The 22621-nt window shown below is 37.4% G+C and carries 22 protein-coding genes; all 22 read right to left on the reverse strand.

Features of this window, described 5'->3' with window-relative positions; translation table 11 throughout:
- Positions 1–8: 8 nt before the first annotated feature.
- A complete protein-coding gene (locus ACMKPP_RS08745; protein ID WP_024061205.1) occupies positions 9–1022 on the reverse strand; it encodes a branched-chain amino acid ABC transporter permease in 1014 nt (337 codons plus the stop codon).
- Entirely contained in the window at positions 1022–1903 is an 882-nt protein-coding gene (locus ACMKPP_RS08750; protein WP_287528669.1) for a branched-chain amino acid ABC transporter permease, read from the reverse strand. Before ACMKPP_RS08750 ends, ACMKPP_RS08745 begins: the two co-directional genes overlap by 1 nt.
- Before the next feature lie 16 nt (positions 1904–1919).
- The gene (locus ACMKPP_RS08755; protein ID WP_418369612.1) at positions 1920–3068 is read right to left on the reverse strand and encodes an ABC transporter substrate-binding protein; all 1149 of its coding nucleotides are present in this window, start codon (positions 3066–3068) and stop codon (positions 1920–1922) included.
- Positions 3069–3189: 121 nt separating this feature from the next.
- Complete coding sequence (locus ACMKPP_RS08760; RefSeq protein ID WP_287525325.1) at positions 3190–5109, reverse strand: ABC-F family ATP-binding cassette domain-containing protein; 1920 nt, start codon at positions 5107–5109, stop codon at positions 3190–3192.
- A 28-nt stretch (positions 5110–5137) separates the two neighbouring features.
- Positions 5138–6436 carry a type II secretion system protein GspD gene (locus ACMKPP_RS08765; RefSeq protein ID WP_008600616.1) on the reverse strand — a complete coding sequence of 433 codons (1299 nt, stop codon included), beginning with the start codon at positions 6434–6436 and terminating at the stop codon, positions 5138–5140.
- Positions 6418–7266 carry a hypothetical protein gene (locus tag ACMKPP_RS08770; protein ID WP_278466756.1) on the reverse strand — a complete coding sequence of 283 codons (849 nt, stop codon included), beginning with the start codon at positions 7264–7266 and terminating at the stop codon, positions 6418–6420. Before ACMKPP_RS08770 ends, ACMKPP_RS08765 begins: the two co-directional genes overlap by 19 nt.
- Positions 7267–7391: 125 nt before the next feature.
- Positions 7392–8381, reverse strand: coding sequence for a UDP-glucose 4-epimerase GalE (gene galE / locus ACMKPP_RS08775; protein ID WP_325305774.1), 990 nt, complete (start codon positions 8379–8381; stop codon positions 7392–7394).
- Between the two features lie 9 nt (positions 8382–8390).
- Positions 8391–9827, reverse strand: a complete 1437-nt coding sequence (locus ACMKPP_RS08780) for a glucose-6-phosphate isomerase (RefSeq protein ID WP_287525318.1) — start codon at positions 9825–9827, stop codon at positions 8391–8393.
- An 83-nt stretch (positions 9828–9910) separates the two neighbouring features.
- Entirely contained in the window at positions 9911–10189 is a 279-nt protein-coding gene (locus ACMKPP_RS08785; RefSeq protein WP_008600612.1) for a DUF1294 domain-containing protein, read from the reverse strand.
- Positions 10190–10209: 20 nt separating this feature from the next.
- Positions 10210–11133, reverse strand: coding sequence for an NAD-dependent epimerase/dehydratase family protein (locus ACMKPP_RS08790; protein WP_412198713.1), 924 nt, complete (start codon positions 11131–11133; stop codon positions 10210–10212).
- 22 nt (positions 11134–11155) lie between these two features.
- Positions 11156–11881: a ribonuclease H1 domain-containing protein gene (locus ACMKPP_RS08795; RefSeq protein ID WP_287525314.1), complete on the reverse strand. Its 726-nt coding sequence runs from the start codon at positions 11879–11881 to the stop codon at positions 11156–11158.
- Positions 11882–11890: 9 nt separating this feature from the next.
- Positions 11891–12382 (reverse strand): Cys-tRNA(Pro) deacylase, encoded by a 492-nt coding sequence (gene ybaK, locus ACMKPP_RS08800; protein WP_287525806.1) that lies wholly within the window; start codon positions 12380–12382, stop codon positions 11891–11893.
- An 81-nt stretch (positions 12383–12463) separates the two neighbouring features.
- Complete coding sequence (locus tag ACMKPP_RS08805) at positions 12464–13462, reverse strand: nucleoid-associated protein (RefSeq protein WP_287525312.1); 999 nt, start codon at positions 13460–13462, stop codon at positions 12464–12466.
- A gap of 26 nt (positions 13463–13488) precedes the next feature.
- A complete protein-coding gene (locus ACMKPP_RS08810; RefSeq protein ID WP_123138046.1) occupies positions 13489–14784 on the reverse strand; it encodes an AMP-binding protein in 1296 nt (431 codons plus the stop codon).
- Position 14785: 1 nt separating this feature from the next.
- Positions 14786–15892, reverse strand: a complete 1107-nt coding sequence (locus ACMKPP_RS08815; RefSeq protein ID WP_418369613.1) for an acetyl-CoA C-acyltransferase — start codon at positions 15890–15892, stop codon at positions 14786–14788.
- Positions 15893–15954: 62 nt separating this feature from the next.
- Positions 15955–16467, reverse strand: a complete 513-nt coding sequence (locus ACMKPP_RS08820; protein WP_004693338.1) for a biotin transporter BioY — start codon at positions 16465–16467, stop codon at positions 15955–15957.
- An 8-nt stretch (positions 16468–16475) separates the two neighbouring features.
- The gene (locus ACMKPP_RS08825) at positions 16476–17042 is read right to left on the reverse strand and encodes a hypothetical protein (RefSeq protein ID WP_123138048.1); all 567 of its coding nucleotides are present in this window, start codon (positions 17040–17042) and stop codon (positions 16476–16478) included.
- A 173-nt stretch (positions 17043–17215) separates the two neighbouring features.
- Positions 17216–18079 (reverse strand): UTP--glucose-1-phosphate uridylyltransferase GalU, encoded by an 864-nt coding sequence (gene galU, locus ACMKPP_RS08830; RefSeq protein ID WP_060918985.1) that lies wholly within the window; start codon positions 18077–18079, stop codon positions 17216–17218.
- Positions 18080–18092: 13 nt separating this feature from the next.
- Positions 18093–19646, reverse strand: a complete 1554-nt coding sequence (locus tag ACMKPP_RS08835; RefSeq protein WP_120054615.1) for an LPS-assembly protein LptD — start codon at positions 19644–19646, stop codon at positions 18093–18095.
- 37 nt (positions 19647–19683) lie between these two features.
- Entirely contained in the window at positions 19684–20796 is a 1113-nt protein-coding gene (locus tag ACMKPP_RS08840; RefSeq protein ID WP_004693331.1) for a hypothetical protein, read from the reverse strand.
- 108 nt (positions 20797–20904) lie between these two features.
- Positions 20905–21351 (reverse strand): hypothetical protein, encoded by a 447-nt coding sequence (locus ACMKPP_RS08845; protein ID WP_004693328.1) that lies wholly within the window; start codon positions 21349–21351, stop codon positions 20905–20907.
- Positions 21352–21612: 261 nt separating this feature from the next.
- Entirely contained in the window at positions 21613–22620 is a 1008-nt protein-coding gene (gene hypE / locus ACMKPP_RS08850; protein WP_077708299.1) for a hydrogenase expression/formation protein HypE, read from the reverse strand.
- Between the last annotated feature and the right edge of the window lies 1 nt (position 22621).

Raw genomic sequence — 22621 nt, forward strand, 5'->3', positions numbered from 1 at the left:
GTTCCCTCCTATCCTTGTTTTTCTTCTTGTTGTTTGCGTTTATATGCTTCAAAGCGTTCTGTTAATACTTGTGATTCTGGAATATATGGAGCTTTCTTAAAGCCTAATTTACGGCTAATTTTATCCACCATGGATTCTGTTAAAATACCATCTGGGCGAACTGCCATCAAGATAACGAGTAATGCACCATAGATAATATCCCGATAATCGGATAAGAAGCGCAATACTTCTGGCAATAATGTAAGAATAAAGGAACCTAATACGGAGCCCCATACTACATTAGAACCACCAAATACAGGGAATAATAAGATTTGTACTACCTTATGGTAGCTAAAGTCTGTAGGATTTATAAAGTTTGTAATATGAGCATACAAACCACCGCCAATACCAGCGATGAAAGCACCAATGATAAAGGCCATCATCTTGTAGTATACAACGTTAATCCCCATCAATTCTGCTGCATGATCATCAGCCTTAATCGCTGCAAAGGCACGACCCACACGGCTATTATTGATTCGTACGCAAAAGGCGATAATCAATACTAAAATAGCTAACAAAATAATGATAGCCATTAGATTGCCCCATGCAACAGCATCAATACCCATTAAACCATCGATATCAAGTTCATAGGCTAAGTTTGTTAATTCTTGAGGAATGGATGGAATACCAGAAAGGCCTAATGCACCATTAGTAATATCCAAATTCAAGAAAATAACACGCACAACTTCGCCAAAACCAAGAGTAGCAATGGCAAGATATAATCCGCGGAGACGTGTTGTTGGTAAACCGATAATAACGGCTACAAGACTAGCAACTAAACCACCAATGATAATGCCTAAAACGATAGGCAAATCAGCTTTCAAAGAAAGGATAGCGCCTACATATGCACCAACGCTCATAAAGCCAGCAGCCCCTAAAGAAAGCTGACCACTTGCAAGTGTAAAGTAAATAGAGATACCCATGATAGCATTGATGATGAAGAACATCACGATCTGTAGATAATACGGGTTCAATAAATCCATTATGGTCTCCCCCCTTTATCTTTAGATCCAAACAAGCCTTGTGGGCGCCAGAATAATAATAGGATGATGAGACCAAAGGCCACAGCATCACGGAATGTAGATGCGCCATATGCAACAGAGAAGATTTCTGCTACGCCTAAAATGAAGCCACCAACCATGGCGCCTGTAATATTACCAAGACCACCTAAGATAAGTACTGCGAGGCCTTTAAAGCCGATAATAACGCCCATTGTAGGCTCAATAGCATTAAAGGACAAACCTACTAATACGCCTGCAGCAGCACCTAAAGCAGATGCAATCATAACAGTAACAGATATAATCATTGTTGGATTAATACCCAAAAGAGCTGCCGTTTCTGTACTTATGGATACAGCGCGAATGGCCTTACCAATTTTAGTTTTCTTAATAACTATATTAAGAATGAGCATTAGCACAACAGAAACGCCTAAGCCAATAATTTGTACCATGGAAATTTTGAAAGCTCCAAAGTCGATTAGGCCACCAATATAGTCTGGTGGGAACGATCTAGTTTGAGGGCCCCAAAGCAATAATGCCAAACTTTCAAGGAAAATAGAAACACCAATGGTACTAATAAGTGGTGCCAAGTGAGACACCTTTTTCTTACGAAGTGGACGAAGCGCCACAAACTCTAAAAGATAACCAAGGATAGCACCAACAGCCATAGCTACGATAAGGGCTACAAAAATGTTAACGTTAAAAACAGTTACCATAAAAAGACCAACGAAGGCACCTATCATAAAGATGCCTCCGTGTGCCATGTTGATGATATTTAAAACGCCAAACACAAGTGTTAAGCCAATAGCGAGTACAGCATATAAGCTACCGAGGGTTAACCCGTTAACTAATTGTTGTAAAAACACTATACTACCTCAACTTTTATTTTTTTAATGCGTCAAATTGACCGTTTTTAATTTGTAAAACTTGAACTTCCATGGAAGGGTCGCGTTTTTCGTTGAACTTGAATTGACCAGTTACACCAACGAAGTCAGCAATATTTTTCAATGCTTCCCGGAATTTTTCGCGATCTGTTGTGGACCCTGCTTTTTTCAAAGCTGTTTCATAGAGATATACTGCATCATATGCTTGAGCAGCGAATTGGTCAGGTTCTTTACCGTATTTTGCCACATAGGCTTTACGGAAATCTTTAACCTTTTGGTCTTCTTTGTTAGGGAACCATGGCGTACCAACAATAACACCGTTAGCAGCATCGCCAGCAATTTTAATGAATTGTGGGCTGTTGAAACCATTGGAGCCAACTACAGGTTGATTCATACCCATTTCACGCATTTTTTTCATGATTAATGCGCCTTCTTGGTAAAGAGAAGCAACTACAATTACATCAGGTTTTGCTTGTTGAATTTTAGTCAATTGTGCAGAGAAGTCAGTATCTTTATCTGCAAATGTTTCAGTATCAACGATTTGTACACCTTCAGATTCCAATGCTTTACGAGCTGTATTATTTACAGATACCATTTGGTCATTGTTGTTAGAGTACATGATAGCTGCAGTTTTGAAGCCTAAAGTTTTATGTGCTTCTTTAATTGCAGTATCTACTGCCAAGGATTCAGGTACAGCATTACGGAAAATGTAATCGCCGATATCCGTAATACCTTCAGCCGTTGTAGATGTACCAAGCGCTACTACTTTACTTTTGTTTGCTACAGGCCCCGCAGCCATCATTTCACCAGATAACATAGGTCCAATAACTGCTACCACTTTATCTTTTGCAATTACTTTGTTCATCGCATTGATAGCTTCGTTTTTATCACCTTTAGTATCTTCTACTAATAAGTTAATTTTTACAGCATTTGCATCAGCATTGATTTCGCTTACTGCCAATTCAGCACCAGCTTTAATGGATTCACCATATGCTGCCGCACCACCAGTTGTTGTTGTTAATAATGCAATTTTAGCTTCATTGCTATTTGCACTACCTGCATCTTTATCGCTACCACAACCAGCAGCAATTGCCATTACACCGGCAAGGCCAAAAATGGCCGCTTTTTTTAACATGGATTTATTCATGTTACACCCTTCCTTCAAAACATAAAACTTTAAATCTATACCTATATTATGAGAATATAAAATAGTTTGTCAATTAAAAGATAATGATTTTAATTCCCTAATAATATATACATTAAATAAGTTATTCAGATAGACGTTCCCACTTCTTATACAAGGATTCCAACTCTGTCTGAGTCTCTTCGATTTGTGTGGAAATTTTGGACATTTCATCTAAATCTTGTTGTACTACAGGATTAGCTAATTGCACCTCATACATCTTCATCGTCGCCTCTAAACGAGCAATTTCAGCTTCTACCTCAGCCAATTGTTTTTCTACCATATAAGCATTTGGCTTCTTCTGATTTTCCTCCGTAGTTTCTGATACTGAAAGCATTGACTCATTAATAGGAGTAGCTTTACTATCACGCTTACTGCTATCAGAGTTTTTCCCATTAGCCAATGCTAATAAATCTTCTTGCTCTTTCAGCTTTTCCTTATAGTATGAATAATTACCGAGATACTCTGTAATTTTACCTTCATCTAGAATTACTGTTTTTGTAGAAACTTGATCCAAGAAGTATCTATCATGAGAAATAATAAAACAAGTCCCTTCAAATTGTTGCAATGCTTCCTCTACAATTTCTCGTGTAGGAATATCTAAATGGTTTGTCGGTTCGTCTAAAATTAGAAAATTATCTCCTTGAAGAAATAATTTAAGCAAAGCTAAACGAGCGCGCTCACCACCAGATAATTCACCTACTAGCTTAAATACATCGTCCCCTTTAAACAGGAAAGCCCCCAGCACATTACGAGCCTTATCCTCGCTGTAGTTAAAGTGATTCATGATCTCTTCCACTACCTGCCAAGAATCATGCAATTCTTCGTGTTCTTGTGAGAAGTAACCGACTTGTACGCGATTGCCAATATCCACATGACCAACTTCAGGGAATAGTTCTCCTACAATGGTTTTCACCAGTGTAGACTTACCCGCGCCATTAGGTCCAATAAGCGCTACTGATTCACCTCGTCGAACAACTAGAGAGATATCATCAATAATGCGACTTTCACCATATCCGACAGATAAGTGATCTAAGACTAAAACCTTATCAGCACTCATCGCAGCAGGAGGAAAAGAAAATTGTAAATGATGTGAAGTAACAGGTGCCTCTAGCCGCTCTAATCGATTTAGTTGAGACTGACGACCACGAGCCATTTTAGACTTGATACCAGCGCGGTATTTATCTATATAAGCCTCTGTTTTCTTAATATACTCCTGCTGTTTTTCATAGGCCACCATATCAGCCTTTAAACGTTCATCACGTTGTTGAATATAGCGACTATAGTTACCACGATAGGTTGTAGCCTTGTGATTATCTAACTCCACAACACCTGTGACGATACGATCTAGAAAATATCTATCATGGCTGACAATGAGAATACCACCTTGATAGGCAGATAAGTACCCCTCTAACCACTCCAGCATATCCATATCTAAATGGTTAGTCGGTTCGTCTAAGAATAAAAAATCAGGACTACGTACTAACGCTTTAGCTAAATTGATACGCGTTTTTTGACCACCTGAAAAAGCATTAGCCGGCTTATCTAAGTCATCATCAGTAAAACCAAGACCATAGACTATGCGCTTTGTCTTTTGCTCGTAGTCATAACCACCTAGCCATTCTAGACGATTCTGTAAATAATCTAAGCGTTGTAAATCCGATTCGCTAGCCTCTTCGGTTTCCAAGCGACTAGTGAGCTCTTTTAATTGTTTTTCCAATGCATGAACATCAGCCCAAGCCTTTTCGATTTCCGTAGCAAGGCTATCATCTCCAAGATTTACATCTTGTTGTAAATAGCCAATACTAGCAACAGGCGACTTGACTACATTACCTTCATCGAGTTCTTCATACCCTAATATGCACTTTAACAAGGTAGATTTCCCAGCCCCATTAGGGCCTACCAATGCGAGTCGATCCCCTTCTTTTATCTCAAAAGACACATTGGAAAATACTTGGCGCACTCCAAATGATTTTCCAAGGTCTATCATTCGAATGCGTTCCATTCACAACCTCCTAATCATTTACTCTTCATTATACCACAGTTGCCCTCACTAACATTAACATTTCTATAGAATCTTTTGTTTTTCGACTATGACGGAATAATTTTCCTAACAAAGGAATATCTCCCAAAATAGGTATTTTTTGTATTTGATGTTGATCTCGATTATCCATGAGTCCACCAATAACTAGCACTTCTCCTGGTTGTAATCGTACTCTTGTATGTGCTTGACGTGTGCTTATTTTGTAGGCTTTCATTTCAGATACCATAATAGGTGTACTCACTTCTGCATGTATTTTAGCATCTACACCACCATCAGCGGTAATGATAGGAGTGTAATTCAACTTAATGCCCACCTCTTCATAACGAGTAGAACGCTTTCGTTCGCCATTCACTTCTGACTCCTCTATAACAGGTATTCTTTCACCTATCAAGATATGCGCAGTCTCACCATTGAGAGCCATGATAGATGGTTTTGCAATTAGAACGGCCTTACCTGAGCTTTCCATAAGACTTAGCTCTGGCTTTACAAAGAACTTATAGGCTTCCCCAGTCGGTGTTTTGCCAAAGGTAACGGCACCATAGGAATGTGTTTTATCTTCTCCATGACCGGTCAAGCTAAGCCAAGACCATCTAAAACCTTGTTCCTTAGCATAGGATTGTTCCATAGCAATGATGGTAGCTTCCAATTGCACTTGTTTTGGTTCCTTGTCGATAGCACGTACTAAGGTTTCTACGCGTCGCTTTTCTCCGCTCGTCAAATGCATAATTACTTCATTTTGTTCTGAAAGCACTGCCATTTTATCGTTTTTTACCACTGTGCCTACCACATTTTTCAAAGACTCAGCCGGTAAATGTTCAGGTGATATAACATATAGTTCTCTTTTTTCAAGTGTTTCATCATCAGAATCAATAAGAAGTGTGTTATGCTCCTTCAATACGGAGAAATGATATAACTTACCTAGTTCATTAATAATCCCTTCTGGGGATTCTCCCGTTACAGTGGCCGTAACAGTCCCTTTTAACGACTCTACACCAATTACGGATATACCGTAACTACGACAAATTCCTAAAACGGTTTCCTTTAAGGATGCATTGCGTACAGAAATCGTTATGAGTTTGTTCTCAATATTTTTTTCATTTTTAGCTACTTCACCACTAATTACGATGTTTTCAGAACTACTAGTAGTTATCCTATCAGTACCATTAGCAAATACCATGAAGGGAGTTACAAGCATTACGACCATCCATAAGCTTATTTGCAATATAACTGTCACTATAATCTTATCTATACATTTTAGACCTATAAAGCTTACTCGATTCTTAGCCACCGTGATGAACCTCCTTCAATAATTTCTACACCACTTGCAGTTATCTTAGATACTGATATTTCTTTCCACACACTTCCTATACTAACCATTTGTTCCTCTGTACCTTTTCGTAAAATAGCAATATTCTGTTGTCCCTCAATAATACCTATAAGCTCTATGGGATGTTGTTTGGTAGGATTACTTATAGAAGGTTGTATACTAGATTCAACTCGTCTAGCACTAATATCTTTAGCTTTTAATTCAATATAATTACCACTATGCTTTTTATTATTTCTTATTTGTTGATATTTTTCATTTCTACGACTTTCATCTACCTTTTTCTCAAAAGTCTTCATTGAATCATCTGACTCATGTAAATCATTATTTATATCAACGAAATTGCCATTGCTATCTTTAGTTATCTTATTCTGACCAAGTAATTCATCTATAGGAATATCTTTAAAAACCTCTCGCCAAGGATTTGCTCGCTCAACACCGGTAATATCATATAATAATCGTCCATGAACATCGCTTTTTACCTCTCTATCCTTTACATTTTTTATATCACTTTCATCTTTAAAATAGTTCTTTCCTTTCCCATTTCTATTATCATGTGTTGTTTCTTTTGATAATTTTTCTGAGCCTCGTTCAATTTGATTAGCATCTCTACCATTAGATTGATCTAAACTAATATGAATATTTTCCTCCTCATGTGGATAAAAAATACCAATGCCTAAAAGGGCAACCGTAATGATAAAGAAAATACCAAGTGCAAACTTATAGTGGCGCATAATAAAATGCTGCTTATCAATCCACATTTTCATACGTTCTATATAGTCTTGTAAGTTCATAATCCACCTCCTGCTGACATATTCTAGGAGGCTCTTTTAAAATCCTACAAAAAAATGACTCTACCAGTCACCAAGGTGACTAATAGAGTCATTCATTATATTGACAAATCAAAACAATTTGTTCTTTATTTACTATTAAATCCATCTGGATGAGATGTATGCCAATGCCATGCATCTTTGATAACATCAGCAACATTACTAAATTTAGGATCCCAACCAAGTAAATTTTTGATTTTTTCAGAGGAAGCAATTAATGTTCCTGGATCACCAGCACGGCGATCACCATATTGAACAGGAATATCGATACCCGTAACCTCTTTTGCAGTCTCGATGATTTCCTTTACAGAGAATCCATTACCACTACCAAGATTAAATACTTGAGATTCTCCGCCTTTACGCAAGTAGTCCATAGCCAATACGTGAGCAGCTGCTAAATCATTGACATGAATATAGTCGCGTACACATGTGCCATCAGCTGTATCATAATCAGTCCCAAATACAGTTATATGCTCTCTTTTACCGCGAGCCGCATCTAACACAAGTGGAATCAAATGAGTTTCAGGATGATGGTCTTCTCCAATCATACCAGACGGATCCGCACCGGCCGCATTGAAATAACGCAACGCAACATATGTAGAACCATAAATCGAACTATAATCAGATAACATTTTTTCTATCATCAATTTAGTACGACCATATACATTTGTTGGTTGTAGCTGAGCATCCTCACAAATAGGAACTACCTTAGGCTCACCATACACAGCAGCCGTACTAGAAAATACAAAATGCTTTATACCTGCGGTACGAGCAGACTCAATAAGGTGATAAGAACCAACTACATTATTTTCATAATAAATAGCTGGATTTTGCATGGATTCACCAACTTGTGAGTGAGCAGCAAAATGCATTACACCTAGGATGTTATGTTCTTTCATAATACCTACTAGTTCAGGATCAGCAATATCCATATTGTAGAACTTTACCCCCTCAGGAATAGATTCTACATGCCCACGAGATAAATTATCTACAATAATTGGTGTATATCCTGCTTGTTGTAAAGCACGTACAGTATGACTCCCAATATAACCAGCACCACCTGTTACTAAAATATTCATAGTTCCCCCTCATGAATTATGTACTTCCTTTGCTCGAGCCAATTTGGGTCCGATGAGACGCTTATAAACCTCTACCCCTGGTTGATCAAAAGCATCAACACCCGCAAAAATGGACTCAAAATAAACGGCCCAACAATGCATAAACATAATTTCTCCTAAATGGAATGCGTTTAATGTTGGTACAGTTATAGTCATGTTAAAACGATTGTCACTAGACAAGGCTTCTCTATTAGCATCTAAAGCAATGTTTAAAATATCACAAATGCCTACATCAGATAGAGAGTGTAAACGTTCATATTGACTATAGGAATCTGGAACAATGAGATTATGTTTCCAATCCTTAACCTTAATAAATTGAACTACCTTATTTAGGCGCCCCTCTTGATGCTCTTGAACTTGAGCATGCATATCCATAGTACCTACTGCAGCAACTGGCGTACGACCATATGGTAGACAAGTATTACTCATTTTTCCAAGAGACTCGGATAAGAGCTGCACATACCAATCAGATAATGAGTGGAGTGCTTCACTATAAGGCATAAACACCTCTATAATACGACCATATCGTTCAGATGCAATATATTTCAATAATGCACTTAAAAGGCCTGGATTTTTAAAAATGTCTTCTTCTTGACATGCTGCATCCATAGATGCAGCACCAGATAAGAATCCTTCAATATCAAATCCTACAAGAGCGGCTGTTACAAAACCAACTTCTGTAAATACAGAGAAACGACCACCTACACCATAAGGAATGCTATAGGTCTTCCAATTATTTTCTATCGCCATAGATCGTAAAATTGTAGGATGTTCATCATCAGATACATCTGTAACAGCTATCACTTCGTAGTTAATATTACGATCTTGTAAAGCCTTCTCCAAAATCATGAAGTTAGCCATTGGTTCAATGGTAGATCCAGACTTAGAATTAATAACGAGCATCACCTTATAATCAGGACCTTTTTTCTGAGCTTGACACTCTAACGTACGAATTAGCCCTACTAAGTAATCACCATCCACATTAAAGCCTGCAAAGTACATCCTAGGATAGCCGTCGCGTTCCTCTGCACTGTAGTTATTCCAAAATGCTCCACACTGCACATCAAAAATAACTTTGCTCCCCAAATAGGAGCCCCCAATACCTACGGATACAACTGTATCAATATTATGGCGTGCATAGTCACGTAATTCGTAAAGCCGCTCTAACATATCTGGTGTATTGATACCATCTTCTGAAATATATGGAAGTTGGTAAAACAACACGGGTTCAGGTAAACCATCTTTAGAAACATGACCTTCTTCGAAGCCTGTAGAACGCAAAATATTTGTATGACGCCATACATTTTGTATAGCCCGTTCAAAATTATTCACATCACGTTCTTGTATGCAACTTTCATTATATATATTAGCATAATCTAACTCAAAACCTGATTGTAATCGCAACATCAAATATCTCCTTCACTGACATTTTATGTACAATATTTTTTTATTATACCATAAAAGAATGAATAAAATATTAGTTTATACAATCATTTTACCCACAAACCATAACCGAATCCAACTGCATATACAGACCAAAGTAATGCAAAAGGAATGGCTAATTTAAATTTAATTTTTAATGTCTTATGACGCCATAGGACCATGCCTAATAAAGCACCAACACCGCCAAAGGCAAACGCTAAAAATAATAATGTAAACTCTGAAATTCGATCATATCCATTAATGGCACATAATTTATCATATCCATACAGACTAAATACGATAAGATTCCAAATACCTACGGTCACCCAAAATTGCGTATCACTCATATCCCCAAACCTTATTTTTCTTACTTATGATGAGCTTTAAAATATTCCAATGTCTTTTGTAAACCAGCTTCTAATGTTGTAGTGGCAATAAAATCAAAATCACGTTCAGCTTTCACATTACTTAAGCGCGAATGTTTAATATCCCCTATACGTTCATTTTCATAATAAACCATAAAATCTGTCCCACTAATAGCCCGGAATCGCGTAATCAACTCATTCACAGATGTTCCCATATTGGTAGATACATTATAAATACCTGTGCATTGACCATTCTCCATAGCCTTAATATTAGCATCTACCACATCATCTACATAAATGAAATCTCTAGTTTGCTCACCATCACCAAATACAGTTAATGGTTGCCCTTCGACAATCAAGCGGTTGAAAATACTGATAACGCCACCTTCACCGCCATCACCTTGACGTGGTCCATATACATTAGCATATCTAAAGCATACTGTATTTAATCCAAAAGCTTCATGATAAATACGCAAATAACCTTCTGCAGTAAGCTTTGTCAAGCCGTAAAAAGACGAAGGCATACCACTCAAGTCTTCAGTCAATGGCAATACTGCCAAGTCACCATATACAGCAGCTGATGAAGGCATTAAAAATTGTTCAACTTTCACTTTACGACAAGCATCGAGAACATTAATAAGCCCTATAAGATTTACATCACAGTCATAACTTGGGTTCTCCATGGAGGATTGAACCATTGTTTGCGCCGCTTCATGAAATACGATAGCCGGCTTAAACTCTTCAAATACAGATAGTAATTTTGGATCTCGTACATCCATCTCAATAAATCGAGCATCTTCATGTACAAAGGAGCGCATACCTGTAGATAAATCATCTATAACGAGTACATCGTGCCCTAATTCAATTAATCTATCAACTAAATGGGACCCAATAAATCCGGCCCCACCAGTAACACATATATTCATAGCGCCCTCCCTTCTAATATCTTTAAATACCTGCACCTTGTTTTGCTAGTGCATCAGCTATTTCATTATATGTATCGCCTGTATGAGCAGCCACCTTGTGAAAGTATACTCGCACATGATTTTTTATAGAATCATAAAATGCTGAATACTCTTTGGTTAGCTCATTATTACGTTTCCATCTCTTAGTAGCCCACATTTCTATGCCCATATAATCATAGTAAAGTGAGCATTCAGAAATTCCATTATCAACAGCATATTTCATAACATGCATAGCCGCCAACAACTCGCCAGCTACATTCCAAAACGATGTATATCGTTCATCAGTAGAGGGAAAAGAAAAAGTTTTCCTCTTGCCATTCAAAAAGATAACCCCACCTGCCCCAACAGTATTGGTCTCTTTATTATAACTACCATCGATATACGCAACCATATAGTTTGGAGTAGTAAAATCTGGTTTCACAACACTTGCTGATACTTTACTTTGAATACTAGAACTAGAAACTATAGGCCTAGAATTTATAGATTTAAACTTCACTTCTTGTGGCAATTTAAGTTCACTCTTTTTAGCGCTCATAAAATCACTTAAAGACAAACCTGAATTCTCTACAAAAGCACGTGCTTCTACTTCTGTCGAAAATGATTTGTAGATAGCACCACCATAGCCCTTTACTTGTTTCTCACAGTCAGACCATGTAGTATAAACTCCTGGTACACGGCCCTGACGAACAGCATAAAACTTTTTTGCCATACGTCCCCCTTAATGGTCCATTGTCAGTTCAACAAATTCAGCATTTACGACAGATGCCAAATTCTTTGGATTTACCTTCATTTGCATACCGCGTAAACCTGCACTTACATATACAAACTTTTGGGGTTCCATAGTAGCATCAAAATAGGTAGGAAATGCTTTTTTCATGCCTACTGGAGAACATCCACCGCGCAAATAACCTGTAATACCTAACAAATCCTTAACATGAACAAGCTCTACAGACTTATTATGACTAACACGTGCTGCCTGTTTCATATCTAACTCTTCAGCTACAGGAATACAGAATACTACATATCCAGTTTTGTCACCTTTACCAACTAATGTTTTAAAGACTTGTTTCTCATCGAGTCTTAATGCTTCTACTACATGAAGGCCAGCGGCACGCTCTTCAGACCACTCATATTCGCTAATACTATAAGGTATCTTATGAGTATCTAAAATACGTAATGCGTTTGTTTTTTTATGTTTCTCTTTACTCATCATAACCTCCATATACTAGCATAACAAATAAATTTAATCATTACATAATATATTTCTATAGATAAATATAATTTTCCATTGCTATTTATTTACAATTTTATTAATATTTTTTAATTCAATGCGCAAGGTGCCATCATCATTAGTTTTTATCTCAATAAACTCACGATTCTTCATATATTCCACAGGAAATGAAATCTCAATACCTGTATCTGTTTTAATCTTATGATGTTCACCAATTTTTGTGGCGAACTCACGATTTACTGGCAACGGACGCAGCATATCCGCATCAGCTAATTCTTTCTTTGCCGCCTCTTGTTGAATAGGATTCGCTTTAAATACCTCTTCTACAATACGAACAGGATCAACGGTATCTGATACTTCTGCATTTTTAGCAATCATAGATTTAGCCGTTGTCAACTCAACAACGCCATCAGACTCATGAGCTTGAGCCACCTTATCTACGATAGTCTTTACCTTTCTCACCGTATCTCGCGAGGATTGATTAGTCCCTAATTGCAAGACCTTATCTGCTAGGATATAGGATACCTCACCATCAAATTCACCTTTAGGTTCAAAAATACGAACACTAAAATTAGAGAGATTAATAGATGCAAAGGCCCGTAATTTTTGAGATGGCATAGGTAGTACTGCCTTATGAGAAACGAGTTCTGTAGCCAATGTACCATCATCTTCACTGAATAGTTGATGGGTAAAAGCATCATGAGCTTGGCACAGAAGAATACAAACATAGGACGTATCTGTAACGGCTTCACAAATAATCGTATCAATAACAACGGAATCCGTAGCTTGTTTCATATATGTAAACAAGCTTTCACCTAAATTCTTAGATAAATCAATAAACTTAAGCGCTCCATTTTTATAGTCTACTAATTGTTTGCCTACAGGGCTCGCATCATGTAAGGTTCCGGTTCTAGCCCCTGGATCTTTAAAAGCCTTAACTACATGATTTGCTATATAATCTTGTATAGCTTGATCCCCAACCTTTAATTCATGTTCAGAATATACAGCTAACGAGGATGTAAAGTCGAAAATCTCTAGCGCTGCCTTATTAATCTGCATGATGCCTCCTTGTGGTACTAAAATGTTTACCCTTTATTATACCACTCTTTTAACTTTCGTTTATCAACTTTTGAACATTCCGTAAGGGGTAATATCGGAATTTCTATTATAGTTTTGGGCCACTCTACAGAAGGCCTTTCATTATGAATATGTTCTATAATTTCACCCAATTTATCCTCACCATCTAGCACCATATAAGCTACATAGTCTTCTCCTCGTATCTCATCAACAATATCAATAATAGCAACCTCGGACACACCATCTAAGGATTGTATATATGATTCCATCTCTGGGATAGAAATTTTATATCCCCCTTTATTGATTACGTCACCTTGTCGCCCATTAAACATAAGATAGCCATCGCTATCGATATATCCACAATCATTTACAGTATATGTATCGAGAATCCCTTCAATATGATATTTTGTGGTCACATAAATAACGCCATCATTCTCTGCTATCTGTATGGTTGGGAATGGTCTCCCCACCGTACCTTCTCGCTCTAGCCATTCCTTACCTGTACAATACGTTATATAGTTAAGTTCTGATGCGCCATAGTACAAGATAAACTCCATATCAGGACATATATGTTGTAACTGTTCCATTAATTGTTGATCTAGAACTTGAGATCCTGCAATGATATATTTAATAGATGATAAATTACTTTTACAGTGTCGTACCAATAATCGTAGTTTTGTTGGTAATGCATATATATGATCTACATTGTATTCCTCTATGAGCTGTATCCATCTACTAGGACGCAATGAACTCGTAGTAACAACCGTCCCGCCAGCCCATAAAGCGGCAATGACCATATTGCTAACACCTGTAAAACTAAAGCTTCCCTGTAAAAAGATTTTAACATCTTTGTTTATATGAAAAATATTATTTTGAATATCAAAAAAATCACGCCAAGACCTCTCTCGTCTCCACAAAGGTTTTGGTCGTCCCGTAGTCCCCGATGTAAGTACCCCAAAATCAGCTAATGGCGGTACACCTTCATAGGTTATAATACGAGCTAGCTCATCTACATAAACCTTATCCATCTCATTGTGACATACCATGGGAATATTACCTTTATGCAATGCCCCAAGCCACTGTGTAAGTTGTTCAACAAACGACAGTTCCTGAATTAAAAGAACCTTAGTTTTTAAATGCTCTTTAGACTGAGTAAGATTTACAATGCGGCTTGTATTATTAATATCTACCGCTAGAATAGCATCATATAGTTCACCATATGTATATTCTATATCATCTACGATTAGAGCAATTTTATGAGGCTCTAATTCTTTATACTGTTGTAAGCGTTCAATAATTGTCATATTACATGCGTTCCATAATTAAAGCCGTTCCTGTGCCCCCTGCACCAGCAATAGCGCATAAACCATATCGACCACCACAAGATTCTAAAGCAGCCATACAGTGAAGCACTAATATAGCGCCAGAACATCCATAGGGATGCCCGTAAGCTAACGCTCCACCAAACATGTTATATTTCCCAATATGATTAGGATAAGTCTTATCAAAAAGAACATCAATAATGGCAAAGGCTTCATTCCATTCCACTACGTCAATATCATCCATAGTTAAACCTGTACGTTTTAAAATAGCTTCTGTGCTTTCAAGGGCACCCTCTGGACTAAACTGAGGATTTCCTGCCCACGGCATGACGTTATGAATTTTAAAAGGCCCTTTTTCATTAGATAAATATACAAAGGCCGCTCCATCATGAGTTAAACAAGAGTTACCAGCATTTGTAATAGAATCAGCTCCCAACAAAGGTTTCATCCTAGACAAGAGTTTTTCGTTCATCGTAGGTCGAATACATTCATCTATACATCTTTTACCATCTATAGTAATAGGCATAATATATGACTGTAAATATGGGTTATCTAAAGCGGCTGATGCTCTTTGATGACTGCCAATAATATGCAGATATAAATCTTCCTTTGTTACATTGTGTTTATGAATAGTCCGCTCGGCCCCTTCGAGCATGGCTAAAGGCGATTGATCTTGGGGCGTAAATTGAGCGACCTTATAGGCACCTTCTCGGTCATCCCCAAATGCATACACCCGCTCTGGCTGTAACGACGAACTTTCAATACCGCCTGCAATAGCAGAATCCATAATACCAGACACAATATGTGCATATGCTATCTCAATACTCATCAAAGCTGAGGCACATTGCATATCAACGGTGATAGCAGGCACAGAATTTGGTAAATTACACATAAGACCCATGAGACGGCCAAGGTTACCACCAGTACCAATTGCATTACCACAGAAGATTCCATCTATATGTGAAATAGAATAACGATTAATTATTTCATCAATTACTTGAGAGCCCAAAATCTCGGGTCTCATATGTTTATATTGTCCATTTAAAACGCCGATAGGACTTCTAAGCCCACCATGAATATATACTGACATATATACTCCTTCTATTAAAAGCAAAAAAGAGGCATCCCGCAGAATGCCACTTTAATTGTATTCTAAATTTTAACTTTAGTTGCTAACCAAGAAGCAACAAGACATTTTACGATATCTCCAGGAATAAATGGGAACATGACTACAGGCAAGGCCGCCCAAAGTTCTGTTTTTGTAACAATCATAAAACCTGCTACACCAAAAAGGTACACTACAGGAATGGTAATCACAAGAGATCGCCAGGCATAAGAGAAAAAGCTTTTTTTAGAACCTTTAAATATACTTAGTAATGTATATGCAACTGGCCAAGAAAAAATAAAGCCACCTGTTGGTCCCAACAATTTGCCAAGACCAGCCGTACCGCCAACAAATACTGGTAACCCAACTGCACCAAGCAAAATATAAATGATAAATACGATAAGTGCATCCTTAGGCTGTAACAATAAGCCGATTAATGTGGCTACCAAAGTCAAAGCCGTTACCATAGCGGGACTAAATGGCAATGGGAAAGAAATATATGCTGAAATACATAATAAGGCTGTTAATAAAGCCATTTTTGTTAAACGTCTTGTTTCCATAATTACCTCTAACTAATACATCTTTGTTTCAAAGATGATGAATCTTCATTTTCACCGAAAAACGTAGCCGAAAATGCCAATGTATCACCAATGTAACCTTCTACATGAGCATCTTCAGAATATTCCACCAAAGTTACCTTGTCATCTGCAATAACTGGTGCATGAAAATAAATCGCCATTTGCAGAGCAGATTTACTAATATTCCAAAAATCCCACATCGTTTCTAAAATCATGCAGCCAGGAACAACATAAGGATTCTCACGATGGATTGGATTCGTATCATTAATATCATTTACAAATCGTATGACCTCTTCCTTAGAAAAAGATATAGCACCATCTGTTCCCTGTTGGTTTATAGTAGAACGAATGTTAAATTGTTTTGGCACTGGTCGTAAATCGACCATTAAGAAGCCAGACGTATCCATAATACCAATTGTGGTTGTTTTAGCTACTTTCGATACAATTTCACATACGGTTCTATCACTACCTGAGGAATCATAATGCATATGTTTAATAACGCTATGTCCCGGTAGGTTCAAATCATTATTACATAATGCTTTAAATAATGTTCTCATATAATCACAGTCCTTTTATTTATTCAATATCTTGATTATAATCAACATTATTTCATTCGTCAACAAAAGGCATTATTCATATGTTAACAAATATCAAATGAGTTTGAAACTATAAACAAAAAGAGCCTATGACACATATCATAGGCCCTTCACGTGGAAGTCTCATAGATTATCTATTTTAGATCCAATTCCTTTAGGTAAGCTTTAAAGCTTTCACCCAATTCTTCGTTGCGCAATGCATACTCAACAGTGGCTTTTAAATAGCCCAATTTATCCCCTGTATCGTAGCGAATACCTTCATATGCTAATGCATACGTATCCGTTTTAGAGGCTGCCAATGCATCAGTTAATTGGACTTCATTACCTACACCAGGCTTAGTAGCTTCTAAGATATTAAAAATATCTGGTGTTAAAATATAACGACCTAATACAGCGAGTTGAGATGGAGCATCCTCTTTCTTAGGTTTTTCCACCAAGTTATCAACGCGATATAAATTATCAGCCAATGCTTCACCAGATACAATACCATAAGAACTAACTTTATCTTCCGGTACAAATTGAGCGCCTAAAATAATACCAGGATGCTCATTATAGCAATCAATCAACTGTTTTAAGCATGGATTTTCTGGATTGTAAACAATATCATCACCAAGTAATACTGCAAATGGCTCATCACCAATAAATGCTTTTGCACACAATACAGCATCACCAAGTCCACGAGGTGCTTTTTGACGAATAAAGTGAACTTTAATGTCCGCCAAATCCTTGATCATAGCCAATGGTTTATTTTTACCTTGACTTTGTAATAACAATTCTAATTCAACACTACTATCAAAATGGTCCTCAATAGCACGTTTATTACGACCTGTAATAATTAGAATTTCTTCAATCCCAGAATCTAAAGCTTCTTTTACAATGTATTGGATAGCAGGTGTATCGACAATAGGAAGCATTTCTTTTGGTTGTGCCTTGGTAGCTGGTAAAAAACGTGTACCAAAACCAGCTGCTGGAATTACAGCTTTTCTAATGCGTTGCATAGTATTCTCCTAACTAAAAGTCTTTACCTACAAATTTAATTTTCCATTGATCATTTTTATTTTTATGTCCATCTTTATATGTTAAGTACATATCGAAGGAGTGTAAATCACGATGCCATGTATAATAGACAGAATCAATATCCCCACTCATCATGTTATTCTTAACACTTACAGAAATATCATCAAGGCGAGTCAATTTATAGGTACCACCATAAATAAGCTCTTTTGGAAGCTCTGTCGTATCAAAACGATAAGGTGAATTATTGTAGGTAATATTTCGTTGATTATAGCTAACCCATACATTAGCACGATTACCAACTTTAGATTGGAATCTAGCCCCCCAATAAGGCATGCTACGGATACTACCATCATAGCCATAGTAGTCACGTTGGTAACCACCTAAGAAGCGCAAATCAGCATTTTTGCCAAGCTTAATCGGATCATGAGAAACTTCTGCATAATATTCTTTATGAGAACCTTTTACAGACCCCTCTTTCCAATAACCAGCATTAACACCACCACGTACAGTAATTGGAGAATTTCCTACATGATATGTATGAGTATCCAAACGAGCTTCACCTATTTTTTCAACCCATACTGTTTCATCATTATATTCATTAGACTCCTTGCTATAGCCAACAGAAGCAGTCCCCCAAGGTAAATAATGACGATATCCCACCTGTGGTTTAAAACCAGATTTAGAATACCAACGATAGTCAATATAAGCTTCACCGTTTTTACCGATAGGATATTCTGTACTACCATGTAAGCCAATACCATCATCGTTACTATACGTAGGTTTTGGTATTAAGGAAAAAATACTAAATTTGCCTTCTTTGTCATGACGCAATGAAGTCGTATAAGATGGCAAGGATAATACTTTAAAGTTTTTAATATAAAAGGATGGTTTTTTAATAACGACTTTATCACCAGGATACACCTGAATATCTTGACCCTCCACACGATAATCTGGAGTATGAACAAAAGCCATTGCATGTTTTGTAGTTACCATGCCCTTTTCCATATGGCCTATTTGTCCATCAAAAGTGGCGTTATTGCCTTTTACATAATAGGGATCGCTCCATCCCATGGCTTGGTCCGCCTCAAAGTGACGATCGCTAGTGCGATACGTCATATTTTGACCTGTAATATCTTTTGTTTTACCGCCATCTTCCAAATAGCGATAGCCCCCAACAGTACGATACTCTGTAGTTTTAGTATTACCTTCAATACGTGGAGCCATCAAAGTTTGATTACCTTGAGACACCACAACATCGCCTTGAGCATATACATCACCTGTAGAGCCAGTATAAGACATTTTGTTAGCATCGATACGTGTAGGCAACTGTTCAGCAGGAGTAGCAGATTTCGCTTTTTCACCACGACGTACAACACGGATATTACTATATTCAGGTGTAGATGCTTTAGAAATTTCTCCTGCATAGGATTGACCTACGCTATCCAATGTATCTTGATATACAATAGTTGACTCAGTAGCGGCCCATACAGGTTGTGCTAAACAAATAACACATGCCGCTGCCAGCCATTGTACTTTACGTTTCCTCATGGTTACTAGAACTCCTATTACTTTAAGAATTTGTTAATTATTGATTACGCTTTACAACAACGATAGGTTGAGAAACATTTTCTACAGGTTCTTCTGGCTCCTCAACTGCTGTAGCATCTTCAGCTACAGCTGCATTTTCATCAGTATCATTATTTTCTACATATTCTTCAGATTCACCTGTTGTATTAGGTACAGTTACAGCATCAGCTAATTCATCATCACTATGAGCTAAACCATCACCACCAATAACAAGACCTTGAATTGTTACGGAATCTTGAGGTTGTACATATACAGTAGCACCAGCTGGGTACTCAATATTTTTACCTTTGATGAAAGCGCCCCCTACAAGCCCAACAGGACCGAGTAGAACTGCGCCCGCCACAGATGCACCTGCTGCTTTAACTTCACTACGAGTTTTATCCTTAGCCTCTTTACCTTGTACAGCAGTAAATTCTGTACCATCAATAGCTGGGATTGTATCAAATGTAATATCTAACGCACCATTACGACCAAAGGAACGAGCCTTTTTCAAAGAAGTAATTGTTCCGGAACCTACAGTGCCCGCAGGTACTAATAAGACATTGCCATCCATTACATTTTCTGCAACAGTAAAGGATACAGTATCACCTTCACGACTAGTTTTAGAAGAAACCGCTTCATTTAAAGTCACTTTGAACACTTGGTTACCAGACAATGTGCCTACTTGGTTAGTAAGAGACACATTGCTACCATATACCTTTGTCTTCAAAGAAATAATACGTTTTTGTAAGGAACCACTACCAATGCGACCATTAACGCTACGTTCCATCTTTTCTACACGGTCTACAAGAGATCCTGCGTTAATGCTATTTTGATATGTATATTCCAATGCATCCATTTCTTCGCGCAAAGAAATATTAGTACCACTGCCTTCTACAGAATTGTAGAGGGAGTCAACACGTTTGCTCAATGTTGCGGAATTACCATTGAAACCAGTACCATACACGGTTTCATCAAGTTGATTAATGCGGTCCACAACAGCACCATCTTGTACAGTTCCATATACAGTAGTTTCTAAAACATTTGTTTTTTCAGTTACTGTACCAGGAGCGGCAAATGCAGTGCCTGAAATTAGGGATGCCATTAAAAGTGTAAGTACTTGTTTCTTCATAAATTCCTCCACAATGTATCTAATGTATAACTGTTATACAACAGAATAAGCACGGGCCTAAGACCGTGCTTATTCCCTGAGTCTATCAATTTATATGCTCAGTGGCCATTAAATTTTCAAATCAATAATAGCAGATACACCTACGCCTTGAACACGAGATGCACCAACTGGGTTTGTGCTATCAACAGGAACTAAGCCTTTTACACGAACCATACCATTAAAGCTACCTTCTACTTGAGCAACAGCTTTAACTTCTTCAATGCTAGAAGCAGGCCCAGTAACTTGAGCAGCACCGATATAACCTTTTGTACCAATACTGATAATAGGAACTACTTTAGTTGTATATTCAGTACTCAAGTTATTTTGTTTCAATAATTTATTTAGGAAAGAGTCAATTTGTGGACCAAATTTGTTAACAACAATGCCGATACCACCAATTTTAGCTGCACCACCAAGAATGCTGCTAAGTCCACCAGCTTGAGTTGTCAAGATACCACCAAATGCAGTTGTAGTTAAACAAATCCCTAGAACAGCTGTAATAATCTTCTTTTTCATAATAAGCCTCCTATAGATACTTATATTTTAACAAATTCTATACATAGATTCTAGTGAAAGTATAAGAACTTACACATAAAGATACTAACATAATATAGATTTTCGATGAATTCTTAATGAATTTTACGCAACTTAATTTAATGCTATCATCAATGATAAATCGTGTCAACATCTAATACGAGCTACATCTAGAAAGCTCAAAAATTGAAATAAAAAGATTAACAAAATGATATAGTTTAATTACTTTTATTAATTATAAATTTAACAAATTCGTGGAACCTGATCTTCACCTAATAAATCAATTAAACGAACACCTCCAATAGCCGTTTGTAGACCAACCTTACCAATATTTTTATCTAAAGTTTTACCAATTAGAACAGCTTCGCTTCCCTCTTCAAAACTATGAAGAATCTTGAGAACTTCGTCCGTAACAGATGGTTCAACGATAAGAACTACTTTCCCTTCATTCGCTAAATATAAAGGGTCATACCCCAATATATTACATACTGACTGCACTTCTTCATGAATAGGTATGGCCGTTTCTTCAACTTTAATGCCTACTTGACTCTGATCAGCGATTTCTTTTAAAACGGTACCTAGGCCACCACGAGTGGGATCTCTCAACAAAGCAACTTGAGTTCCTACTTTATCTAATACTGCTTGAACCATCTTATTTAGTGGTGCACAGTCAGTTGTTAAGGAGTCAGATAAATCTAACCCAAACCGTTGCCCCATAACGGCAATGGAGTGATCTCCAATAGCACCTGACAAAATGATATCTAGCCCTGCTTTCACACGATGTGGACCAATATCTATTCCATCTGGAATCATGCCAATACCAGCAGTATTAATGTAGATTTTATCTACTTCGCCCTTTTTAACGACCTTTGTATCACCTGTAACAATTTGAACATTTGCGGCTTTTGCCATTTCTGACATAGTGCGAAGAATTTCATCTAGCTCTTCAAAGGCCAAACCTTCTTCTAAAATAAGACCACAACTTAAATATTGAGGTATCGCGCCATTCATGGCTAAATCATTCACAGTTCCACAAACAGCCAACTTGCCAATATTACCACCAGGAAAGAACGCAGGTTGCACCACATAAGAATCTGTAGAGAAGGCCATGCGCCCGGCTGTAACAGGAAACTGGGCACCATCGTGTAGGGGCGCCAATAAATCATTTGTAAAATATTTCAAAATAAAACGGTCCGTCAACTCATGACTAAATCGTCCACCATTACCATGGACTAAGCGAACTCGTTCCATA

The organism is Veillonella parvula, from assembly GCF_048309325.1.
GTDB classification, from domain to species: domain Bacteria; phylum Bacillota; class Negativicutes; order Veillonellales; family Veillonellaceae; genus Veillonella; species Veillonella parvula_T.